The sequence below is a fragment of the Bradyrhizobium guangzhouense genome, assembly GCF_004114955.1.
Classification (GTDB): Bacteria; Pseudomonadota; Alphaproteobacteria; order Rhizobiales; family Xanthobacteraceae; genus Bradyrhizobium; species Bradyrhizobium guangzhouense.
In genome coordinates this window covers 2,039,078-2,060,097 of the sequence record NZ_CP030053.1, presented here as the reverse complement: position 1 = coordinate 2,060,097, position 21,020 = coordinate 2,039,078, and the positions used below count along the sequence as shown (strand labels likewise).

The 21,020-nt window shown below is 64.2% G+C and carries 21 protein-coding genes; 7 read left to right on the top strand and 14 right to left on the bottom strand.

Features of this window, described 5'->3' with window-relative positions:
* Window positions 1-11 precede the first annotated feature (11 nt).
* From XH91_RS09920 to XH91_RS09890, 7 genes are read right to left on the bottom strand one after another with little or no spacing between them, the layout of a single operon-like run.
* On the bottom strand, window positions 12-299 hold the full coding sequence (locus XH91_RS09920; protein ID WP_128950428.1) for an MSMEG_0570 family nitrogen starvation response protein: 288 nt from the start codon (window positions 297-299) through the stop codon (window positions 12-14).
* Complete coding sequence (locus XH91_RS09915; protein ID WP_128950427.1) at window positions 292-1,458, bottom strand: MSMEG_0565 family glycosyltransferase; 1,167 nt, start codon at window positions 1,456-1,458, stop codon at window positions 292-294. The genes XH91_RS09920 and XH91_RS09915 overlap by 8 nt, the downstream gene beginning before the upstream one ends.
* Entirely contained in the window at window positions 1,455-2,450 is a 996-nt protein-coding gene (locus XH91_RS09910; RefSeq protein ID WP_128954783.1) for a sll0787 family AIR synthase-like protein, read from the bottom strand. The genes XH91_RS09915 and XH91_RS09910 overlap by 4 nt, the downstream gene beginning before the upstream one ends.
* A gap of 2 nt (window positions 2,451-2,452) precedes the next feature.
* Window positions 2,453-3,001, bottom strand: a complete 549-nt coding sequence (locus tag XH91_RS09905) for an MSMEG_0567/Sll0786 family nitrogen starvation N-acetyltransferase (protein WP_164933938.1) — start codon at window positions 2,999-3,001, stop codon at window positions 2,453-2,455.
* On the bottom strand, window positions 2,998-4,131 hold the full coding sequence (locus tag XH91_RS09900; protein ID WP_430648542.1) for an MSMEG_0568 family radical SAM protein: 1,134 nt from the start codon (window positions 4,129-4,131) through the stop codon (window positions 2,998-3,000). Before XH91_RS09900 ends, XH91_RS09905 begins: the two co-directional genes overlap by 4 nt.
* Window positions 4,043-5,113 carry a Nit6803 family nitrilase gene (locus XH91_RS09895; protein ID WP_128950426.1) on the bottom strand — a complete coding sequence of 357 codons (1,071 nt, stop codon included), beginning with the start codon at window positions 5,111-5,113 and terminating at the stop codon, window positions 4,043-4,045. The genes XH91_RS09900 and XH91_RS09895 overlap by 89 nt, the downstream gene beginning before the upstream one ends.
* Before the next feature lie 37 nt (window positions 5,114-5,150).
* Window positions 5,151-5,633: an MSMEG_0572/Sll0783 family nitrogen starvation response protein gene (locus tag XH91_RS09890; RefSeq protein ID WP_027526573.1), complete on the bottom strand. Its 483-nt coding sequence runs from the start codon at window positions 5,631-5,633 to the stop codon at window positions 5,151-5,153.
* Window positions 5,634-5,965: 332 nt separating this feature from the next.
* Here XH91_RS09890 and XH91_RS09885 point away from each other — a divergent pair, with 332 nt between their 5' ends.
* Window positions 5,966-7,354, top strand: a complete 1,389-nt coding sequence (locus tag XH91_RS09885) for an aminotransferase-like domain-containing protein (RefSeq protein ID WP_128950425.1) — start codon at window positions 5,966-5,968, stop codon at window positions 7,352-7,354.
* Window positions 7,355-7,371: 17 nt separating this feature from the next.
* Here XH91_RS09885 and XH91_RS09880 read toward each other — a convergent pair whose 3' ends face one another.
* The 4 genes from XH91_RS09880 to XH91_RS09865 all read right to left on the bottom strand — a co-directional run bounded on the left by XH91_RS09880 (window position 7,372) and on the right by XH91_RS09865 (window position 12,175).
* Window positions 7,372-8,331, bottom strand: a complete 960-nt coding sequence (locus tag XH91_RS09880) for an ABC transporter permease (RefSeq protein ID WP_128950424.1) — start codon at window positions 8,329-8,331, stop codon at window positions 7,372-7,374.
* The gene (locus XH91_RS09875) at window positions 8,328-9,440 is read right to left on the bottom strand and encodes an ABC transporter permease (RefSeq protein WP_128950423.1); all 1,113 of its coding nucleotides are present in this window, start codon (window positions 9,438-9,440) and stop codon (window positions 8,328-8,330) included. Before XH91_RS09875 ends, XH91_RS09880 begins: the two co-directional genes overlap by 4 nt.
* A complete protein-coding gene (locus XH91_RS09870; protein ID WP_128950422.1) occupies window positions 9,433-10,980 on the bottom strand; it encodes a sugar ABC transporter ATP-binding protein in 1,548 nt (515 codons plus the stop codon). Before XH91_RS09870 ends, XH91_RS09875 begins: the two co-directional genes overlap by 8 nt.
* 64 nt (window positions 10,981-11,044) lie before the next feature.
* The gene (locus tag XH91_RS09865) at window positions 11,045-12,175 is read right to left on the bottom strand and encodes a sugar ABC transporter substrate-binding protein (protein ID WP_128950421.1); all 1,131 of its coding nucleotides are present in this window, start codon (window positions 12,173-12,175) and stop codon (window positions 11,045-11,047) included.
* A gap of 441 nt (window positions 12,176-12,616) precedes the next feature.
* Between XH91_RS09865 and XH91_RS09860 the strand changes: the two genes are divergently transcribed.
* The 3 genes from XH91_RS09860 (at window position 12,617) to XH91_RS09850 (ending at window position 14,842) form a co-directional block, all read left to right on the top strand.
* Window positions 12,617-13,927, top strand: a complete 1,311-nt coding sequence (locus XH91_RS09860) for an ABC transporter substrate-binding protein (RefSeq protein WP_128950420.1) — start codon at window positions 12,617-12,619, stop codon at window positions 13,925-13,927.
* A 119-nt stretch (window positions 13,928-14,046) separates the two neighbouring features.
* The gene (locus XH91_RS09855; protein WP_128950419.1) at window positions 14,047-14,265 is read left to right on the top strand and encodes a GCG_CRPN prefix-to-repeats domain-containing protein; all 219 of its coding nucleotides are present in this window, start codon (window positions 14,047-14,049) and stop codon (window positions 14,263-14,265) included.
* A 397-nt stretch (window positions 14,266-14,662) separates the two neighbouring features.
* Window positions 14,663-14,842: a hypothetical protein gene (locus XH91_RS09850; RefSeq protein ID WP_164938232.1), complete on the top strand. Its 180-nt coding sequence runs from the start codon at window positions 14,663-14,665 to the stop codon at window positions 14,840-14,842.
* A gap of 212 nt (window positions 14,843-15,054) precedes the next feature.
* Here XH91_RS09850 and XH91_RS09845 read toward each other — a convergent pair whose 3' ends face one another.
* On the bottom strand, window positions 15,055-15,369 hold the full coding sequence (locus XH91_RS09845; RefSeq protein WP_128950417.1) for a septal ring lytic transglycosylase RlpA family protein: 315 nt from the start codon (window positions 15,367-15,369) through the stop codon (window positions 15,055-15,057).
* A gap of 298 nt (window positions 15,370-15,667) precedes the next feature.
* Entirely contained in the window at window positions 15,668-16,087 is a 420-nt protein-coding gene (locus XH91_RS09840; RefSeq protein WP_128950416.1) for a hypothetical protein, read from the bottom strand.
* Window positions 16,088-16,414: 327 nt separating this feature from the next.
* Here XH91_RS09840 and glgC point away from each other — a divergent pair, with 327 nt between their 5' ends.
* The 3 genes from glgC to XH91_RS09825 all read left to right on the top strand — a co-directional run bounded on the left by glgC (window position 16,415) and on the right by XH91_RS09825 (window position 20,045).
* Window positions 16,415-17,677, top strand: a complete 1,263-nt coding sequence (gene glgC / locus XH91_RS09835) for a glucose-1-phosphate adenylyltransferase (protein ID WP_128950415.1) — start codon at window positions 16,415-16,417, stop codon at window positions 17,675-17,677.
* Window positions 17,674-19,125 (top strand): glycogen synthase GlgA, encoded by a 1,452-nt coding sequence (gene glgA, locus XH91_RS09830; RefSeq protein WP_128950414.1) that lies wholly within the window; start codon window positions 17,674-17,676, stop codon window positions 19,123-19,125. Before glgC ends, glgA begins: the two co-directional genes overlap by 4 nt.
* Before the next feature lie 215 nt (window positions 19,126-19,340).
* Complete coding sequence (locus XH91_RS09825) at window positions 19,341-20,045, top strand: substrate-binding domain-containing protein (RefSeq protein WP_128950413.1); 705 nt, start codon at window positions 19,341-19,343, stop codon at window positions 20,043-20,045.
* Between the two features lie 57 nt (window positions 20,046-20,102).
* On the opposite strand, the gene XH91_RS09820 is transcribed toward XH91_RS09825, so the two are convergent.
* Window positions 20,103-20,897, bottom strand: a complete 795-nt coding sequence (locus tag XH91_RS09820; RefSeq protein WP_128950412.1) for a DODA-type extradiol aromatic ring-opening family dioxygenase — start codon at window positions 20,895-20,897, stop codon at window positions 20,103-20,105.
* Between the last annotated feature and the right edge of the window lie 123 nt (window positions 20,898-21,020).

Sequence of the window (21,020 nt, the reverse complement as noted above, 5' to 3'; positions counted from 1 at the left end):
ATCAGCTCCTGCTAGTCTCCAAACGAGACGATGGTGACGGACGCGCCGGGCGTGGTCTCGAACTGCGCGGCCGTCGCCTCGATCCGGGCGAGTTGCCCGAGCGCACGCGAGCAGAGGAAGCCGTACTTCTCGCGGACACGCTCGGCTGCGATCGTCAATGCAATGCGGCTGCGCTCGCGAAAGTCGTCGAGCGCATAGGTCGTGCCGGCGACGAAATGGTCCTTGATGACGAGCGAGGGCGAATAGCAGGCCTCGACCCGCTCATCGGGCCAGCGCACGTGGAAGTGCATCTCAGGCATAATGCACCTCTCGCATCTCCTGATAGGTCGCCATATGGGCCATGGCGGTGCGGCTCCAGTCGTGATGCCGGGCGACCCTGGCGCCATTCGCGATCAGGCGCGAGCGCAACGGTTCGGCGAGCGCACTGAGGGCAGCATCCGCAATCGAACCCGGATGATGCGGATCGCACCACGCAACATCATCCGCGCCGAGATATTCGGTGAAAGGCGCGACATGCGAGACAACCGCCGGCACGCGACTGGCCATCGCTTCCAGAACGGCCAGGCCGAAGCCTTCGCGCAGGGACGGGAACAGCAGCACATCGGCAAGACGAAACAGCGATGGCATCTCGGCATCCGGCAGCGGACCGGTCTCGATGATGGCATCCGCAGGCAGCCCGGCATCGCGCAGCCGCGACTTGAACTGTTGTCGATAGAAGCCATGGTCGAGCAGAGACGCACCACCGGCGATGACGAGCTGTGCGGATCGGTGCACGGCATGCACCTGCCGGAACGCCTCGACGATCCCGAGCGTGTTCTTGCGCTGCTCGACACCGCCGATGGAGAGCAGGATCGGGCCTGCGCGAAGGCCGAGCCGGGCGTGCAATAGCTGATCGGCAGGAGCCGCGACGGGCGAATAGCGCAGCGTGTCGACGCCATTGCCGACCAGCGCCGCCGCGCGTGACATCTCGGACTTCAACTGCTCCTGCCAGAACCGGCTGACGACGAACAGGCCGTCGGCTTGGATGATGGAGCGACGATCGAGCACGCTGAGCCGCTGGTCAGCGAAGGCATCGATGTGATGGACGGTGCGGGCATAGTGCTGGATCAGGCCGCGCTGTTTGAGCGTCGCGAGCGCATTGCCGGAGATGCCGTCCTGGGCATGGAAGACGTCGAACCGACGATGCGCAGGATCCTCGAAATGCCGGACATAATCATCGATGCGCGCCTCGACCATGGCGACGACGTCGCCTGAGGCGGGCGATGCAGGCACGGACCGCGTCGCAGCGACACCGCGGCGGAAGAAGCCCTTGCCTGCGGGGTCGGGCGCATGCACGACCGGCAGATGTCCGAGGTCTGCAAGGGCGTCCGCGAGTGCGAGCGCGTGCACCACGCCGCCCCGCGGATTGGTCGAGTGCGTGAGGACCGCGATGCGAAGCTGGGACGAGTCGCCACTCATGCCACGCTCCGCTGCCGATAGCCCTGCCCAGGCGCACATCCGATCAGCGGCTGCGCCGAGAAGTCCCAGACGGTTGCACGACGGGAACCAGCGCTGATGTCGACGCTCGTTCCGGCACTGACGTCGCCGATCGCGGCCGCCGCAATTCCGCGTCGCTGGAAGCGCGACAGGATCTCGTCGACGTCGTCGGGCTTGGCCGACAGCAGATAACCGAAGCTCGGGAACGTCAGCAGCCAGCGCTCGAGCGGCGCACCGGCAGGAATCGGAACCGCTTCGACGTCCAGGGTGATGGCGACCTGCGAGCACTCGGCCAGCATCGCCGCGGTCCCGACAATGCCACCCTGGCTGATGTCCTTGGCTGCCAATGCAAGCCCCGCTTCTGCGATGGATGGCAGGATCTCAAGATCGCCGCGCAGCCGTTCCGCCGGCGCGTCGGTCGCCGCCTCCCAGTTCGCGAAGGGATCCCGGTAACGGCCGCGTAGATCGATGGCGGCGATCAGCTTGTCGCCGGGCCTGGCGTCGAAGCTGGTGAGAAGCCGGCTGGCGCGGCCTAGGATCGCGACAGCAAACTGGCTCTGGCTGCTGCGCACATTAGTGTGGCCGCCGATGACGGGCACACCGAAAGTTCTCGCGGCAGCCTTCAATCCTTCCAGAATGGGCGCGGCCTTGTCCGCACCATTGGACCAGATTGCATTGACGATGGCCGTCGGCCGTCCGCCCATCGCAGCGACGTCCGAGATGTTGACCATGGCGCCGCACCAGCCCGCAAACCAGGGATCGGCAGCGACGAATTCGTTCATGAAGCCTTCGATGGCGAACAGGGTGTAGCCGTCGCCCTCCGGGATCGCCGCGCAATCGTCGCCCACCGCGATGGCGTCGCTGCCGGACAGATCGAGCGCGGCCGCAACAGCCGCGATGTCGGCCTTGGCGGCGATGCCGCGGCTTTTGCGGAGTGTTTCGGCGAGGCCTGCGAGCGCGGCGTTCGTCAGCATCATCAGGCCGCCAGCTTTGCCAGTGAGAGGAAGCCGGTCTCCGGCGTCCGGAACGGCGGGTAATGGTCGAGATCGGCCTCCATGCGATGATGCGGCCGGCCATGGAGCTCGAATTCGCCGAGGGAATGCCAATGCATGTGCTGGAACAGCAGCGCATTCTGACTCTGCACATTGGCGAGGAAGCGCCGGCAGCCGCGCCCATGCGCAGAGGAAACGGCAAGCCGGATCAGCCCGGCGCCGACCGCGCTGAGACGCCGATAGCTCTTTGCAACGGCAAGGCGGGAGCCCCACCACGCATCTGCCTCGCGGTCATCGGCGTGAATGCGCACGGTGCCGACGACCTCGTCCTCGGCAACGCCGAGCAGCGACACGGCCACGAGCGGAATGGCGATGTCGTCGGTCGCGTCGCGATCGTCGCCCGCGAACACGCCCTGCTCCTCGCAGAAGACCCTGCGCCGCAAGGCCGCGGCAGCCTCGCGCTCCCAGGCTTCGGTTGCGAATTTAATCTGGAATTCCGGTGCAACGAAGGGCTTGAATGGCTCGAACATCATGCACTGGCTCCGCGCTCGTAGGTGGACAGGGCCGAGCAGGCGCCGCATTTGCCGCAGCCTGCCTTGATGTCGGTGGCGCGCAAGCCGCCGGCGCGCAGCATCTCGGCGAGCGGCTGCAGGATGTCGTGCATGAACGCCGCGGACGGTGTCGGATGGCTCTCCAGTGGCGTGCCGGCAATCGGCACGAACGGCACGACGAAGGGATAGACCCCGAGATCGATCAGCCGCTGCGACAGCGCAATGATCTCGGAGGGCTCGTCGCCAAGACCGGCGAGGATGTAAGTCGAGACCTGCCCCCGGCCGAACACCGGCACGGCAGCTTCGAACGCGTCCATGTATTGCTCGACCTGGACCTGCGCCTTGCCGGGCATGATCCTTTGCCGCACGGCCGGCCCGATCACCTCCAGATGCATGCCGAGCGCGTCGACGCCTGAGCTCTTCATACGCTCGAACCAGGCAAAATCATCAGGCGGTTCGCATTGCGCCTGGATCGGCAGGTCGACGGCGGCTTTGACGGCCTGTGCGCTCTCCGCAAGGATGGCGGCGCCGCGGTCCGACGTGTGCGGCGTGCCCGTCGTCATCACCATGTGCCTGACACTGTCGAGTTCGACGGCGACCCTCGCGACTTCGGCAAGCTGTGCGGGCGTCTTGCGCTCGACCGTGCGTCCGGCCGCGAGCGACTGGCCGATGGCGCAGAACTGGCAGGTCTTGGTGCGGCTCTGATAGCGAATGCAAGTCTGCAGCACGGTGGTGGCGAGAACGTCGCGCCCGTGCAGGGTCGCGATCTTCCAATAGGGAATGCCGTCCTCGGTGGTGCGGTCGTAGAATTTGGGTCGCAACGGAAACGAGACGTCGGCAAGCACCACGCCGTCGCGCGAGATGCGACTGCGTCCGGCCTCGTCAGGGCGCTCGACAAGATAAGGGCTCTCGAAGGCCGGCGCGTTGTGGACCGGGATCATCACCGTCGCGCCGTCAATCGTGAACGGCGTATGATCCGACGGCCCGGCACCGCCGCGGCGGCTGGTGCCCCCGGTCTTGGGATCAGCGAGCCGGACCCCGAAGGACTGCAACTCGTTGATCAGCTGCTCGGTCGGCATCGCCATGGTTTCCTGCATCATGGGTTGCGGCATCTGCGGTCTCATTTGATGGGTCTTTCGCAATGGACGTGAGGCGGTTTGGGTGAAGGCCGTGCATCGGACGCGCGGGGCTGTCATTCAGCACCAGCGACAGCAACTCCGGCCGGGCGTAGTGGCCGACCGAATCCATCATCCGTTTGCGTTTGGTGATCAGCGCGAGATCGAGATCGGCAACAAGGATGCCCTCGCCGCTGGTCAGCGGCGGCACCAGGTGGTTGCCTTCGGGAGAGACGATCGCGGTCATGCAGCCGCCGCGCAGACCTTTACGCAGGCCTTCCTCCGGCGAGATTTTCGCGATCTGCTCCTCGGTCAGCCAGCCGGTGGCGTTGACGACGAAGCATCCGCTTTCCAGCGCATGATGGCGGATCGTCACCTCGATCTGGTCGGCGAAGACCTGTCCGACCAGCGATCCCGGAAATTGGGCCGCGTGAATTTCCTCGTGCTGGGCCATCAGCGCGTAACGGGCGAGCGGATTGTAATGCTCCCAGCAGGCCAGCGCACCGACACGGCCGACCGCGGTCTCGACCACCTTCAGACCGGCGCCATCGCCCTGCCCCCAGATCATGCGCTCGTGAAACGTCGGCGTGATCTTGCGGCGCTTCAGCACGATTGCGCCGTTCGCGTCGAACACGAGCTGGGTGTTGTAAAGCGAGCCGTGATCGCGCTCGTTGACCCCAAGCACCACCACCATGCCGTGGCGCTTGGCCGCCTGTGCAACGGCATCCGTCACAGGACCAGGCACGACGACCGCGTTGTCATAGAGCTGGATGTGCTCCACGCCACTCAGGACCGGCGGACGGACAAAGGAGAAATACGGGTACCAGGGAACGAACGTCTCCGGAAAAACGGCGAGCTGGACTCCCTTGCCCGCTGCCTCCGCGATGGCCGCCAGAATCCGGTCGACCGTTCCGGTCGGCGTGTCCAGGTCAGGCGCGATCTGAATCGCGCCAGCCCTGATCGTGCGTTTCGCTGTCACTGTATCCTCCCTCGTCCGTCGCACGAGCCAACCGAGATCAGACGGTCCAGGTGTGGATCATGAACGCGTCGTCCCGGCGATGAAGCAGGATCAGGTCGAGCACATCGAGCGGATTGATCGGCCGGATGCCCGGAATGAGCGACGGCTCGCCGTGGCCGTAGAGCGCTTGCAGTGCGAACCGGCAGGCATAGACCTTGCCGCCTTCATCCATGAATTTGGCGAGCTGGTTGTTGAAGTTCTGCGCACCGGGGAAGGCCTCGTCGCCGATCTTGGGAAAGCCGCGCTGAATGCCGAGCGTGACACCGGGACCGTAAAGCAGAACCGAGGTCTCGAAACCTTTCCGCTTCAGGCGCAGCGCCTGGAGAATGTTGACGAGGCCGATCGAGCCCTCGAATGCGACGGTATGGAAGGTGACCAGCGCCTTCTCACCCGGCTTCGCTTTGACGTCCTCGAAAACCTTCTCTTCGTAGTCGACAAGAAAGTCGCCCTTCTGACGCGCGGGCATGTTCACTGCTGGCATAGACACCTCCTGTTCACGTCCGGCCCTCCCGGATCGAGATCAGGTTTTGCAATCAATGTGCCAAGCGGCGTTCTGCACTACAAATCATCACACCAGTCAATTTGCATTCACTTATACATTCAATGTTGAATGGAGACCTGACTGGATTTGGCTGTGCGCGCGCGATGCTCGAAAAATAATGCCTGAAAAATGCTGGGCAGCGCGCCTGATCGATGTGCAAGGCGCTCAGCCGGAACCCTCTTCGAAAGCAGCAAAACTCACCGATACAATTGCGTCTGCGCTTGCAACAATATACAGTCAATTCTACTGACGTAATTGACCGGAACCGAGCTATGGCCGACTGGCGACCCGATCTCTCGAGCAGTGACAAGCCGCGTTATCTCGCCATCGCAGACGCAATTGCCGACGACATCGCAGCTGGACGGCTCGTGATCGGCGACCGCCTGCCGCCACAGCGGAAGCTCGCCAAGCGGCTCGACGTCGATTTCACCACCGTCGCGCGCGGCTATGTCGAGGCGCAGAAGCGTGGGTTGATTGAATCCAAGGTCGGACAGGGAACCTTCGTGCGCGACAAGCCGCGACCGCGGCGTTCGGCAACAAGCTTTCCGCCCCGCCCCGTCGACCTCTCGATGAACCTGCCGCCCGAGCCCGACGATCCCGAATTGATCGAGCGGATGCAGGCCGGCGCCGAGCATGTGCTGCGCGACATCGCATCGCTGCTGCGCTACCAGGGCTTTGGTGGCACGCAGGCCGACAAGGATGCCGCCTCTAGCTGGCTCGGCCGCCGCGCGCTGGTGCCGGCACAGAACCGCATTTTCGTCTCGCCAGGAGCCCATCCGGCGCTGCTCGGCATCCTCTCGATCCTGGCGAAAGCCGGCGAGGTGGTGCTGTGCGAGGCCATCACCTATCCCGGCATCAGGTCGATCGCCGCGCAGCTCGGCATCAATCTCATCGGCCTGCCGATGGATCAGGACGGCATCGAGCCGCAGGCATTGACCGATGCCTGCAAGAAGCTGAAGCCCAAGGCGATCTACCTCAATCCGACGCTGCAGAATCCGACGACGTTGACGATTCCGGATTCGCGCCGGCGCGAGATCGTCGCGATCGCGCGACGCTTCAAGCTGCCTGTTATCGAGGACGACGCCTATGGCTTCATCCCCGAGCACGGCCACGGCCACGCTCCCTTCGCTGCCATCGCGCCCGATCTGACCTGGCACGTCGCGGGACTGGCAAAATGTATCGGGGCGGGCTTGCGCACCGCCTATGTCGTCGTGCCCGACACGCGCTCGGCCTGGCCGTTCGCCTCGGCGCTGCGGTCAGCGACCGTGATGGCATCGCCTCTCACCGTGGCGATCGCGACGCGCTGGATCGAAGACGGCACCGCGGACACGATGTTGCGGTTCATCCGCGCCGAGACGTCGGCGCGACAAAAGCTCGCCGCCGAAATCCTGCCCAAGGGGTCCTATCGTGGCGATCCCCTCAGCTTCAACCTGTGGGTCGAGCTGCCCACACCCTGGCGGCGCTCGGCTTTCGTGGAGCATATGCGGCAGACCGGCATTGGCGTCGTCGCCAGCGACGCCTTTGTCGTGAGCGATCCGCCTCCCGAGGCCGTGAGAATATGCATCGGCGGGCCGTCAACGCGCACACAGATCCGGGGAGCGCTCGAATACGCCGCTCACGCGCTGGCCGAAACGCCGGCCCTGGCGTCGCCGTTTCTCTGATCCGCTGAGGCGGCGGTTCAACTCGTGACTCGCTCGCCGCGGCCGTAGACCAGCAGCATGAAGATGATGACGAGGCCGTAGATCACCTGGCGGCCGGCCTCGGGCATGTCCATGATCGACAGCACGCTGTTGAGCAGCACGATCAGCACGACGCCGATCAGAGTGCCGAGATAGCGGCCGCGGCCGCCGAGGATGTTGGTGCCGCCGATCACCACCGCCGCGATCGACGGCAGCAGATAGGCGTCCCCCATGCCCTGATAGGCCTTGGTGGAGTAGCCGGCGAGCAGGACGCCGGCCAGCGCGGCGGCGAGACCGCAGAGCACGAAGCAGATCACGGTGATGCGGCGCGTGTCGACGCCGGCGAGATACGCGGCCGCCTCCTTGTTGCCGATGGCATAGACATAGCGGCCGAGCGCGGTGCGCTGCAGGATGATGGCGACGAGCACCGACACGGCGGCCCAGACGAACAGGGCGTTGGGGATGCCGAACGTGCGATCGCCGGCGAGCATCCGCATCAGATCGGTCGCCGCCGTCTGCGGGGCGTAACCGCCGGTATGCGCAACCATCAGGCCGCGCATCACCGCATTGACGCCGAGGGTGAAGATCATCGAAGGCACGCGCAGATACGCGACCCCGATGCCGTTGATGAGGCCGACCAAAACCCCGACGCCGAGCCCGACCGGAATGGCGAGCGGCCCGCCGATCGAGGTCGCCATCATCGCGGCCGCCGCCAGCGTCCACGGCACCGACAAGTCGATCTGCGCGATCAGGATCACCATCATCATCCCGGCGGCGACGATGCCGAGAAAGGCGCCGATCTGGAGCTGCTGCAACAGATAGGTCGGCGACAACAGAGGCGCACTGCCGAAGCGGGCGAAGGTGTAGACCGTGCCGGCGACGAGGATGACGAGGATGAACAGCGCCGCGATCAGGATCGGGCGGTCGTCGCGGGAGAGCCCGAGAGACGCAGTCGTCATCGAAACAGCTCCAGCGTATTCTTGACGCGCAGCACGCCGAGCGCGCCGATGCTGACCGCCGCCAGCAGGATCAGGCCCTCGAACAGCGGCTGCAACAGCGGCGCGATGTCGAAGATGCGGAAGAAGAACGAGATGACGCGCAGCACCATGGCGCCGAAGATCGAGCCGATCGCACTGCCGGTGCCCCCTAGCAGCGAGGTGCCGCCGATGACGACGGAGGCGATGGAGTTGAGCGTATAGGCACCGGCCTGCGGGATGTCGGCATTGCCCGAGGAGGTCTGGATGGCGAGGAACAGGCCGCCGCAGCCGGCAAAGAAGCCGGCGAGCGTGAAGGCAGCGATCTTGGCCCGGTCGATCGGAAGCCCCGACATGTAGGCGGCGCCTTCGGCCGAGCCGACCGCATAGACGGCGCGGCCAATCACGGAGCGACGGAACGGCACCCAGACCAGCAGCGCGATCAGGATCAGCAGCACGAACGGCACCGGGATCCAGGCGACCGGCGCAAACCAGGTCGCGGCGCCGTCGTCGAAGATATGGACGGTCGCGGCGAAATCGCCGAGCGAGTTGGTCATCGCCCAGTTGAGATCCTCGTCGATCTTGCCGCCCGGCGTCGGCCGCAGGAATAGCGCGATGCCGATATAGACCGCGCCGGTCGCGAGCGTCGCGATGATCGGCTGTATTCGTCCATAGACGACGACGCAGCCGTTGATGAAGCCGGCGAGCGCGCCGATCGCAAGGCACACGACGATGCCGAGCAGGATGCCGCTCACTCCGCCGGGGAAGGTGCCGAGGCCGAGCTGCAGGCCGAAGATGTCCAGATGCAGCGGGGTGCCGTCCGCTGCTCCCGTGAGCAGATAGCTCGCGAAACACCCCACCATGGTCATGACGGCGCCCACGGAGAGATCCAGCCCCGATGCCAGCACCGGCACGGTCTGGGCCATCGCCAGCATGGCGAGCGCGAAGATCTCGTCGCCGTTCTGCACCAGCACCGCCGACGAGAAGCCCTTGGGATGGGCGAAATTGTAGAGCAGATAGAGGATGGCGAACAGCAGGACGGCGGTGACGATGCCGATGTTCTGGCGAACCCTGATGGCGATATCGTCAAGCATGGGCGGCCCCGGCAGCGTCCGGCGTCGCGGCGTCGATGTTCAGCGCGCTCGCGATGATGTTGGTCTCGGTGAGATCGTCGCCTTCGAGCTCGCGCACGATGCGCCCGTCATACATGATCGCCACCCGGTCGCAGCAGCCGATGAGCTCGTCATAATCGGTCGAGTAGAACAGGATGGCCGCGCCCTGGTCGGCGAGTTCGCGCATCAGGCGGTAAAGCTCCTGCTTGGTGCCGACATCGATGCCGCGCGTGGGATCGTTGAGCAGGATGAGTTTTGGATTGGTCATCAGCCATTTGGCGAGAACGACCTTCTGCTGGTTGCCGCCCGACAGCGTGGAGACCGCATCGCCGGGCGCGCCGATCTTGATCTGGAGCCGCGCGATGGCGCGCTTGATCACCTCGTTCTCGCGCGCGCGGTCGACCAGAGGGCCTGACGAGATCGCGTCGAGCGAAGCGATCACCAGATTGTCCGCGATCGACATCGGCAGCATCAGGCCTTCGGTCTTGCGATCTTCCGGCACCAGCGCGATGCCGACCGACTTCGCCGCCGCCGGAGACGCCGGCCGCACCTCGCGGCCTTCGACGGTCACGCGCCCGGTGACGCCGCGCAGCACGCCGAACAGCGCCAAAAGCAGCGACTTTTGGCCCTGGCCGTCGAGGCCGCCGAGGCCGACGATCTCGCCGGCACCCACCCGGAGCGAGATGCGATCGAGGTGCCGGTCCCAGCTCAAATTCTCGAGATCAAGCACGGGCCTCGGTGAGCCGCGCGGCGGCTTCGGCGGATATTGGGCCGCGATGTCGCGCCCGATCATGAGCTGGACGATATCGGCGGTCGAGCGCTTGCCCTTGTCGAAGGTCTCGATATGGCGGCCGTTGCGGAATACGGAGGCGCGGTCGGCCAGCGCCTCGACCTCGTGCATCCGGTGCGAGATGTAGAGGATGGCGACACCCTCGGCCTTGAGCCGGGCCAGCATGGCGTAGACTTTCTCGACGTCGGCGCTGGTGAGGGCCGAGGTGGCCTCATCCAGGATCAGGAGCTGCGGCTTCATGCCGAGCGCCTTGGCGATCTCCACCACCTGACGGCGCGACAACGGCAGGTCGCGCACGCGCATCAGGGGATTGACGTCCTCGCAGCCGATCTCGGCCAGTAATTGTTCGGCACGGCGGCGCTGCGCCCGCGCGTCGATCAGACCGAAGCGGCGCGGCGGCGAGGCGATCGAGATGTTGTCCGCGACCGAGAGGTCGGGCATCAGCGACAGTTCCTGGAAGATGCAGACGACACCGGCGGCATTGGCAGCGGACGGCGTCGCGAAGCTGACGTCCCGTCCGTCAAGACGCATGCTGCCGGAATCGGGCTGCACGACACCCGAGATGATCTTGATCAGCGTCGACTTGCCGGCGCCGTTCTCGCCCAGCACCGCATGGATCTTGCCGCGCTCGCAGGCGAAGTCGACGCCTTCCAGCGCGCGCACGCCGGCGTAGCGCTTGGAAATTCCCGAGAGCGTGAGGAAGGCGGGTCGGGTCAGGACGGCATCGGACATGTCGGGGCTCACGCAGCGGCGGCCCGGCAAAAGCCGGGCCGCAACCGTGACGTCTCCAGTCGGCTCACTGGGTGTTCTTTTCGCTCTGCGACATGATTTCCGGCGCCGTGAAGTTGACGCCGCAGGGCGTGAACTGGTTCGGCGCGAAGAAGTTGGCGTTGAGGTCCGGCCAGTAATTGACGCCGGGCTTGAGGTCCTTGTAGGTCGCAACCGGGATCGGGATCGAGATCAGCTGCGGCATGACGTTGCCCTGCAAGGCGGAGATCGCCGCCTTGGTGGCGATGGCGACCAGCGCCGGCGACTGGCCGTAGGACATGCCCTTGAGGCCGTCCTTGGCGTGATCGGCGATCTGCTTGCGATACTCGTTCTCGCCCTCACCCGACATCGGCACGAAGGGATGCTTGGCCGCCATCAGCGCCTGTACGGTGCCGTCGGAGCCGCCCTGCGTGAAGATGCCGTCGAAATGGCCGTGCACGGCGAGCGCGTCCGCCGTCACCTTCTGCGAGGTGCCGGTGTCCCAGTTGCCGACCACTTCGGTGATCTTGAAGCTGTTGCCCGGCGCTTCCATCACCTCACGGAAGCCGAGATGGCGGTCACGGTCGACCGAATTGCCGGGCAGGCCGCGGACCTCGAGAATGTCGCCGCTCTTCTTGCCGCTCTCGTCCATCAGCCACTTCGCCGACATGCGGCCCATTTCCTTCTGGTCCTCGTTGACCATCATCACCTTGTCGGTGTCGAGGACGTTGTCGAAGGGGACCACGACGACGTTGTTCTTGTCGGCGAGGCGGATGATGCGGTCGAAGCCGTCAGGGGCGACCGCGATGGTGACGATGGCGTCAAAGCCCTGATTGATGAAGTCCTCCATCGCGCCGAGTTGCGCTGCAACATCGGTACCGGTCGAGACGACCTTGAACTCCTTGATGTTCTCCTTGATGCCCGGCTGCGCGGCGAAGGCCTTCGCGGTCTTCACCATCTGAATGCGCCAGGTGTTGCCGACGAAGCCGTTGACGAGGGCAATCTTGTAGGGACCGGGCTTCTTGGCCCACTGGAAGAACTTGGTTTGAGCGGACCAGGGCTTGAAGCATGCGGGATCGGCACCCGGACCGGTCACGACCTTGGGCCCCGCGAGGGCGCTGACCGAGGACAGCAACAGGCCAACGCAAGCGAGCCCCGTAAGACGAAGCGTCCACATCATATCTCTTCTCCTGAGCTTTGTTTCCACCCTGAACGTGGCGCAATGGCCAAGCCGGGAATTGGCTTCCCGTGCAATTTACCGCGCTAGGATGGCACGCAACCTCCGATGCGCACAAGCCGAATGCCGGTCATGAGCCCTGCCCTGCTGCAAATGCGTTGAGCAAAGCCATCACATCTGCGGGAGATGCTGCGGCATCGCGACGAAGCCGAAAATACACGCGTGACAGGCGGATGCTCGTCTCCACCCTGATGCGTCGCCCTCGAATGATTGCGAACCAAGCACGGCGCAGCGCAAAAAGAATGATACTCAGGGAAAAATGCCGAAGCGATCACGCGTCCGAATTGCCTAGTGCGGCGCATGTTGACTTTCGCGGACGCCCTCCAAATACTCGCCAAAAAACATAAGACCAGTCGCAAACGACTGACCGGAGGGAGGGATAGGATGCCGACTTCACGCAGGCAGCTGCTGAAGGGTACGGCGGCTGCCGCCGCCACGCTCAGCCTCGATTGGACACGGGCCCAGGCGCAAGCCGAGAATTTGCGCATCGGCCTGATCTACGATCTCACCGGACCATTCGCCGCGGGCGGCTCGGTCGCCTCCTCGGTCGGCACGCAGATCGCCATCGATCTCGTCAACGAGAAGGGCGGCATCGGCGGCAAGACCAAGATCGTGCCGGTCCCCGCCGACTCCCAAAGCAAGGCCGAAATCGCCATCAACGAGGCCGAGCGGCTGATCAGCCAGGAGAAGATCGACATCATCAACGGCGTCTATTCCAGCGCGCATGCCGTGCCGCTGGCGGCGAAGGTCGAGCAGCAGAAGAAGATCCTCTGGATCACGACCGCGGTGTCGACCGCCGTGTTCAAGGACAAGAACCTGCAATATGTGTTTCGCGCGCAGATCCATTCCGACCAGTACGGCCAGGCCTTCGCCGGCTTCCTCGCCGAGCACGCCAAGGGCAAGCTCGGCATGGAGCCGAAGGACGTCAAGGTCGCACTGATCCACGAGGACGGTCCCTATGGCGTCGGCGTCGCTTCCGCCGACGAGGCCTACGCGAAGGAGGCCGGCATCCAGGTCGTGCTGCACGAGGGTTATTCGGCCTCGGCCCCCGATCTCTCGGTGCTGGTGACCAAGCTCAAGCGCGCCAAGGTCGACGTGATCTCGCATGCCGGCTACAACCCTGATATCACCCTGTTCCTGCGCCAGGCGCGCGAGAGCGGGCTTCGCTTCAAGATGCTGTTCGGCGCCGGCGCCGGTTACAGCCAACTCGACAAGCTGCGCGCGACCTTCGGCGCCGACATCGACCATTTCTGCAACATCGATCCGGTCCCGGCGCAATTGCTCGACCCCTCGAAGCTCGCGCCGGGCATGGGCGAGCTGATCAAGACCATGGTCACGCGCTACCAGGCCAAGACCGGCGCCACCGACGTACCGCCGCACTGCTCGATGGGCTTTAACCAGACCTGGGTTTTGCTCAACAACGTGCTGCCGGTGGCGAAAGAGAAATACGGCAGCTTCGAGCCGGAGGCCATTCGCAAGGCGGCGCTCGACGTCGACATCCCTGCCGGTGGCACCATCCAGGGCTATGGCGTGAAATTCTTCCCGCCGGGCACGCCGCTGTCCGGCCAGAACGAGCGCTCGACGCCGGTGGTGATGCAGAATGCGGGCGAGCACATTTCCGTGGTGTGGCCGACCAACATCAGGACGCAAGATCCGGTGTTTCCGTTGCCGAAAGGATCGACCTACGGCGCATAGCCACCTGCCGTCGGGCTGACGGCGCGACGTTCTCGCGCCGCACCGATTTATGCGAATTCACGCTCGTGCTATAGAAGGCGGCCATTGATCACGATGGCGCGCGAGACGTGGAGGTTTTCATGAAGACTCTGTCTGCTGCTCTGTTTGGAATTGTTGTTCTCTCGGCGGGTCTCTGGTTGACGTCGACGCCCGCTGCTGCCCTTGGCGGCTGCGGTCCGAACCAGCATCGCAATGCGGCGGGCCGCTGCGTCTTCGGCGGGCAGAACGAAGACTACTGCATCCGCAAGACCGGCCATCCGGCCACGCGCATGCCCAACGGGACGATGCGGTGCATCTGAGCTGACATTGTCGCGACGCCCTTCCATCCCCACGACGCCAAGCATCCTCTCCCCGCGCGCGGGAGAGGATGGTCACAACGCACCCGGTAAGGCGCAACTCCGCTCGTCGCCGCCGGCGTTGCAGATGACGGCAAATGCATCCGGTGATCACGATTTTCGCGCTGTAGTTGGTTTTTGGGCCGTCAGGCAACTCGCGCTGGTTGTGAGACGAAGTCCTTTTGAAACAAAAGCTTTCTAGACTGTGATCTGGATTATTAGCGGCGCTCGTTTTTCGTGCTTACAAGCCGGTCAGCCAACGGCATTTCAGAGTTGGCCTCTCCGGCAACGGCTCGCATTTTCGAAGCCGTCCAGCGGGATCATATATTTCAGAGCTTGAATTCCAGCGATGGGGGTGACAGTGCCCGCCATATTCGAATTGCTCTACAAGGAATTTTGCCGTGCCCGCCTTGCCGAGATGCGCAAGCAGCTTCTGCTCATCGGCAAACATCCAAAGGTGTTTCTTCCGGATGATGCGCGGTCCGATCCGGACGGGACGGACGGGCAACACGACGCCGAATTGAAGCGTCAGAGGGAATAAGCGCGCTGCGACATCAATCTTTCGAAGAAGCGGACGAATTTCAGGAGGCGATATTGAACACCCCCCAATTCTATGCTGCGTCGATCGCCTGCCTCTCGTGCCTGACTATCGTCGTGATGATGGCTGTCGGAGCGTGGTAGGCGCATGGGTGGCACGCCGCAGCACCACCGGCCGCCCCGTCCTCTTGATGCATACATCGCGCGTCGGCGGCGCTATTCTACGGAGACACGCACCACGCCTGCGCTCATCATGCCGAGCGCACGAGCAGCGGGCACCGAGAGATCGACGATGCGGCCGCGAATGAAGGGGCCGCGATCATTGACGCGGCATTGAATGGTCCGACCGCCATAGGACACCTTGAGCACGCTGCCGAACGGGCGCGTCCGGTGCGCGCAGGTCAGCTCGCCGCTCCTCGCGGCTTTTCCATATCCATAATATGAGGCAAGTCCGCTTTCGGCGTGAGCGACGGAAAATGCAGAAAGCGAGAAAGTGGTCAGACAAAACAAGAGTGTCGGCTGCGCTTGCACGGCACCGCTCCCGGTTGGCCCTGCCCCGCGCTGCAACGTCGTCGAGTTCCGGATTGTTCCGGGAACTCCACCGGACCATGCCCGGCGGATCCATCACACATTGTTACTGTTTGTGGAAGACGAGCGTGCGCACCTCGATGCTGTCGCGCGCGACGCAGCGCGCCAGCATGAGCGCGTCTACGCGCGTCTCAAGCGTGCTATGGTGGCGCGCCGAACCCGGCCCGCCTCAACGAGAGTGATGATGCGCCCGCAATCGCATAGGCGGACGAGCGATCGACGACCTCGTCCGCCTGCGCGATCACCAATAGCGGCGGTAGTAGTGACGGTAGTGCGGCCGATAATAGCCGTAGCGATAACCGTAATACGGACGATAGGGCCGGTAATAGCGAGGGTAGGCAGGCCCGTAGCCGTAACCATAATAGGCCGGTGCATAGCCGTAGCCGTAACCCGGATAGCCGTAGCCGTAGTACGGTCCCCCGCCGTAATAGCCGTAGGGCGCGCCGGCGATGGCGCTGCCGATGATGGCGCCGGCCGCAAAGCCACCGAGGCCCCAGCCCCAGCCGCCACCACGCCAGTGAACCTGAGTGACATCATCGCCGGCCGCAGCCTTCATGGTCGCGACATTGGTCGGCATCGGTCCCGCTGATGCCTGCCCAACCTGGCCGATCAGGACCCCGACCGCCAGTGAGCATGCAATTGCGGTTCTCCAGATACTCATCCTCTTGCTCCCTGTCTGATGTTTCATTTGAAAAGCATCGCACGCCATGATCTTGCGTCCTTGCGCGAAGTCAAAGCCGCCAATCTTGCGTGCAGCGCACAAGATGGCTGCGCATGCCTGATCTGTGACCGCCAGGCGACGGCGACGGAAGGCCTCCCGCCGCGGCCAAAGCGTTAAGCTTCCCGCGTGTTCGCAACCAACAAGCATCTTCCCGATTTACTATTCGTACCGTTACTATCTGTTCCAATGATGCGCGGCCGGAAGGCACTTCGCGAAGGCCTTGGCTTACGCCAGAATTGGCTTGCGCCAGACGAGTGGGAGGATGACATGAGTGCTGCCGGAAATGAGCCGCTTGCCCGCCAGGCTTTGGCATTTGTCCTGGCCGGCGGCCGCGGCAGCCGGCTGCTGGAATTGACCGACCGGCGGGCCAAGCCCGCGGTCTATTTCGGCGGCAAATCCCGCATCATCGATTTCGCCCTGTCGAACGCGGTGAACTCCGGCATCCGCCGCATCGCGGTCGCCACGCAATACAAGGCGCACAGCCTGATCCGGCATCTCCAGATGGGCTGGAACTTCTTCCGCCCTGAGCGCAACGAGAGCTTCGACATCCTGCCCGCGAGCCAGCGCGTCTCGGAGAGCATGTGGTATGTCGGCACGGCGGATGCGATCTACCAGAACATCGACATCATCGAGTCGCACAATGCCCGCTTCATCGTGGTTCTCGCGGGCGACCACATCTACAAGATGGACTACGAGGTGATGCTGCGCCAGCACGTCGACAGCGGCGCCGACGTCACCGTCGGCTGCCTCGAAATGCCGCGTGCGGAATCCTCGGGCTTCGGGATCATGCATGTCGACGAGAACGGCTGGATCCAGCAGTTCCTGGAGAAGCCAAAGGATCCGCCGCCGATGCCGGGCAAGCCTGATGTTTCGCTCGCCAGCATGGGCATCTACGTATTCGACACCAAATTCCTGTACGATCAACTCAAGCGCGACGCCGAGGATACGAACTCCAGCCACGATTTCGGCAAGGATATCATTCCCTACATCGTCAAGAACGGCCGCGCCATCGCGCACCAGTTCTCGACCTCCTGCGTGCGCTCGGGCAATGACCCCCGCTCCTACTGGCGCGACGCCGGCACAGTGGATGCCTATTGGGCGGCCAATATCGACCTCACCGACGTCGTGCCGGAGCTCGATCTGTTCGACCGCGCCTGGCCGATCTGGTCCTATGCCGAGATCACGCCACCCGCGAAATTCGTCCATGACGAGGAGAGCCGGCGCGGCCAGGCGGTGAGTTCGCTCGTCTCTGGCGGCTGCATCATCTCCGGCGCATCGCTGCGCCGCTCGTTGTTGTTCACGGGGGTGCGCATCAACTCCTATGCCAATGTCGAGAACGCCGTGATCATGCCCTACGTCAATGTCGGCCGCGGCGCTCGCTTGAAGAACGTGGTGATCGACCGCGGCGTGGAGATTCCGGAGGGACTCGTCATCGGCGAGGATCCGGAATTTGACGCCAAACGCTTCCGCACCACCGAACAGGGCATCTCGCTCGTGACCCAGCCAATGATCGACAGGCTCAATACATGACGCCTGTTCGCGTCCTCGCGGTCGCTTCGGAAGTCTATCCCATCGTCAAGACCGGCGGCCTCGCTGATGTCGCCGGTGCGCTGCCGATCGCGCTGAAGGCGCACGGCGTCGAGATGCGCACCTTGATGCCGGGCTATCCTGAGGTGATGCGACGGCTTTCGGGCGCGGACGAGATCCGGCGCTGGCCGGATTATTTCGGCGGGCGGGGACGCCTGCTCGCCGGTTCGCATGAGGGGCTCGATCTGTTCGTGCTCGACGTACCGCACCTCTATGCGCGGCCGGGCAACCCTTACGTCACCGCCGAGGGCGTCGACTGGCCCGACAACGGCGTGCGCTTCGCGGCGCTGGCGCGCGTGGCGGCCGATATCGGCCGGGGTCTGGTCGCGAGTTTCATACCCGACGTGGTCCACGCCCATGACTGGCAGGCCGGACTGGCGCCGGCCTATCTGCACTATGACGGCGGGGCGCGGCCCGGCACGGTGATGACGATTCACAACATGGCCTATCAGGGCAAGTTCGACCGCGCGCTGGCCGGGGCGATCGGCCTGCCCCATGACGCATCGTTCGACGTCCACGGCCTCGAATATTTCGGCGGCATCAGTTTTCTGAAAGCCGGGCTGCAGCTCGCCGATCGCATCACCACGGTGTCGCCGACCTACGCCCGCGAGATCCAGAGCGATGAAGGCGGCATGGGGCTCGGCGGCCTGCTGCGCGCGCGCGCCAACGTGCTCAGCGGCATCCTCAACGGCATCGACATCGGAGTGTGGAATCCGCAGACCGATCCGCATATCGCCTATCGCTTCGGTGCACAGGACCTCACGTTCCGCGCCGCGAACAAGGCGGTGCTGCAGCAGCAGTTCAATCTCGATTCCTCCGACGAGGCGCCGCTGCTCGGCGTCATCAGCCGGCTGTCCTGGCAGAAGGGCCTGGACTTGCTGCTCGAGGCGATCCCGACGATCCTGGACCAGGGCATGCAGCTCGCATTGCTCGGCAGCGGCGACCGCGATCTCCAGGAGCGCTACCAAGCCGCCGCGCGTGCCAATCCCGGCCGGATCGGCGTCTTGATCGGCTATGACGAGATTCTGGCCCACCTGATCCAGGCCGGATCCGACGCGCTGCTCGTGCCGTCGCGGTTCGAGCCGTGCGGGCTGACCCAGCTCTGCGCATTGCGCTATGGCGCGGTCCCGATCGTCTCCCATGTCGGCGGCCTCGAGGACACCATCGTCGACATCGGCGAGACCGGACGTGACGCCACCGGCTTCAAGTTCGCTCCAGTGACGGCCGACGCCCTCACCGGCGGCTTGCGGAAAGCCAATGCCGCCTTTCGCGACAAGGCGACCTGGCGGCGACTGCAATTGAACGGCCTTGCCACCGACGTGTCCTGGCGCAACCGCGCCGGCGAGTATGCGGCGCTGTATCGGAGCTTGATCGCGTCACGCAATGCGTAGGGCGGATTAGCGAAGCGTAATCCGCCACCTTTGCTGCGGCCCAATGGCGGATTACGCTTCGCTAATCCGCCCTACGCATTCACCCAAAGACATACGATGCCATCGCGACGCTGGCGACCTCGTCGACGAAGACGCGCTTCGCTGCCGGCAGCGGGTTCGACGTGAACACGGATTTCGCTATAGTCGCCGCATTGAAATGTGGACTGGAGACCGGTATGAACAATCCACACGAGACCGAGATCATTGTGCTGAGCGCCGTTGCCATCCACGCGGAGCTCGAAGAATTGCTGCCGCGCTTCAGCCGCGAGCACGGCCTGGAGATTCAGGCCAATTACGATGTCAACCCGGCAGTCGCCAAGCGTGTCATGGCCGGCGAAGTCTTCGATGTTGGATTGAACAATCCCTGGTATGTCGAAGAGATGATCGCGCAAGGCCGCGTCGTTCCGGACGTTCATGTGCCGTTCGGCCGAATTCCGCTGGCAATCGGCGCCGTCGGACCCGAGCGAGACATTGTCAGCTCGCACGCGGCAATCCGCGATCTCCTCGCGAACGCCGATACGATCGCCTACACGGACATCGGGACCAGCGGCAAGACGTTCCTGCGCGCCGTCAAGGCCATGGGACTTGAAAAGCAGCTGTCGGATCGATTGCGGCCGATGGGAGCAGGCGAACCGCCGCTCGCTGTGTCACAGGGACGCGTGCAATATGCCATCGCACCTTTGTCCAGGATCGTAACGGCTCCCGGCATCGTGCCGGTCGCAAAATTTCCGGACGAGCTCGATCTGAGCATTGATATGTCGATGTTCATCCATATCCACAGCAAGCGGCGGGACGCTTCGGCGCAACTCATCCGTTTCCTGTCGGATGCGGCCCATGACGCTTATCTGCTGTCGCACGGCATTGCGCGCTACAAGCCGTGATCCCTGACACCCTGCCTGGTCATGGCGGGTTACGGCTCGCCGATCCGGCTTCCACCTTCACCCGAACATATACGACGCCATCGCGACGCTTGCGACCTCGTCGACGAAGACGCGCTTGCCGACGTCACTGCCCGCAGCACCCGCGGCAACCATCAGCGGCAGGAGATGATCCTCACGCGGATGCGCCAGGCGCGCGCTGGGCGCGTTCTCCCAATCGACCAGCATCGCGTTGCGGCGCGCCGCGTCCGGATTGCTGATCGCCTCGTTCAGATAGGCTTCGAAATCATACGAGACCGGCTTGGATTCCGCACGGCCAAAACCGCGCATGTTGTGATAGGTGAGCCCGCTGCCGACGATCAGAATGCCCTCATCGCGCAGCGGGGCGATCGCCTGCCCGACCTTGATGTGCTCGGCCGCGTCATAGCTCGACTTCAGCGACAGCAGCGCTATCGGCATGTCGGCGTTGGGGTACATCAAGCCGAGCGGCACGAAGGTGCCGTGGTCAAAGCCCTGATTGGGATCTTCCCGGCAATCGAGGCCGGCGCGCGCAAGCAGCGCCTTCACCTCCGCTGCGAGTTGGGGCTGGCCCGGCGCCGGATAGGTGATGTGGTAAGTATGCTCGGGGAAACCGTAATAGTCGTACACCATCGGCGGATGGGCCGAGGTCGACACGGTGAAGGCGTTGGCCTCCCAATGGCCGGTGATGACAAGCACCGCCTTCGGTCGTTCAGGAAGCAGCTGCGGCAGCCGGCCGAACTCCGCGGCGGTCTTGGCATATTGCACCCGCCGGTCCTCCATGAAGGGCCAGGGGCCGCCGCCATGGGACAGAAACAGGGTCGGAAGTCGCGTCATGTTTTCAGGCTCGCCTCGAAGACATCCTGCGCGGATTAAACGCCCGCGCGCTTGGCGGCGAGCATAGGCAAACCGGCATGGTTAGCAAGCCGTTAACGATTTCCCGCCCACAATCCTGATATG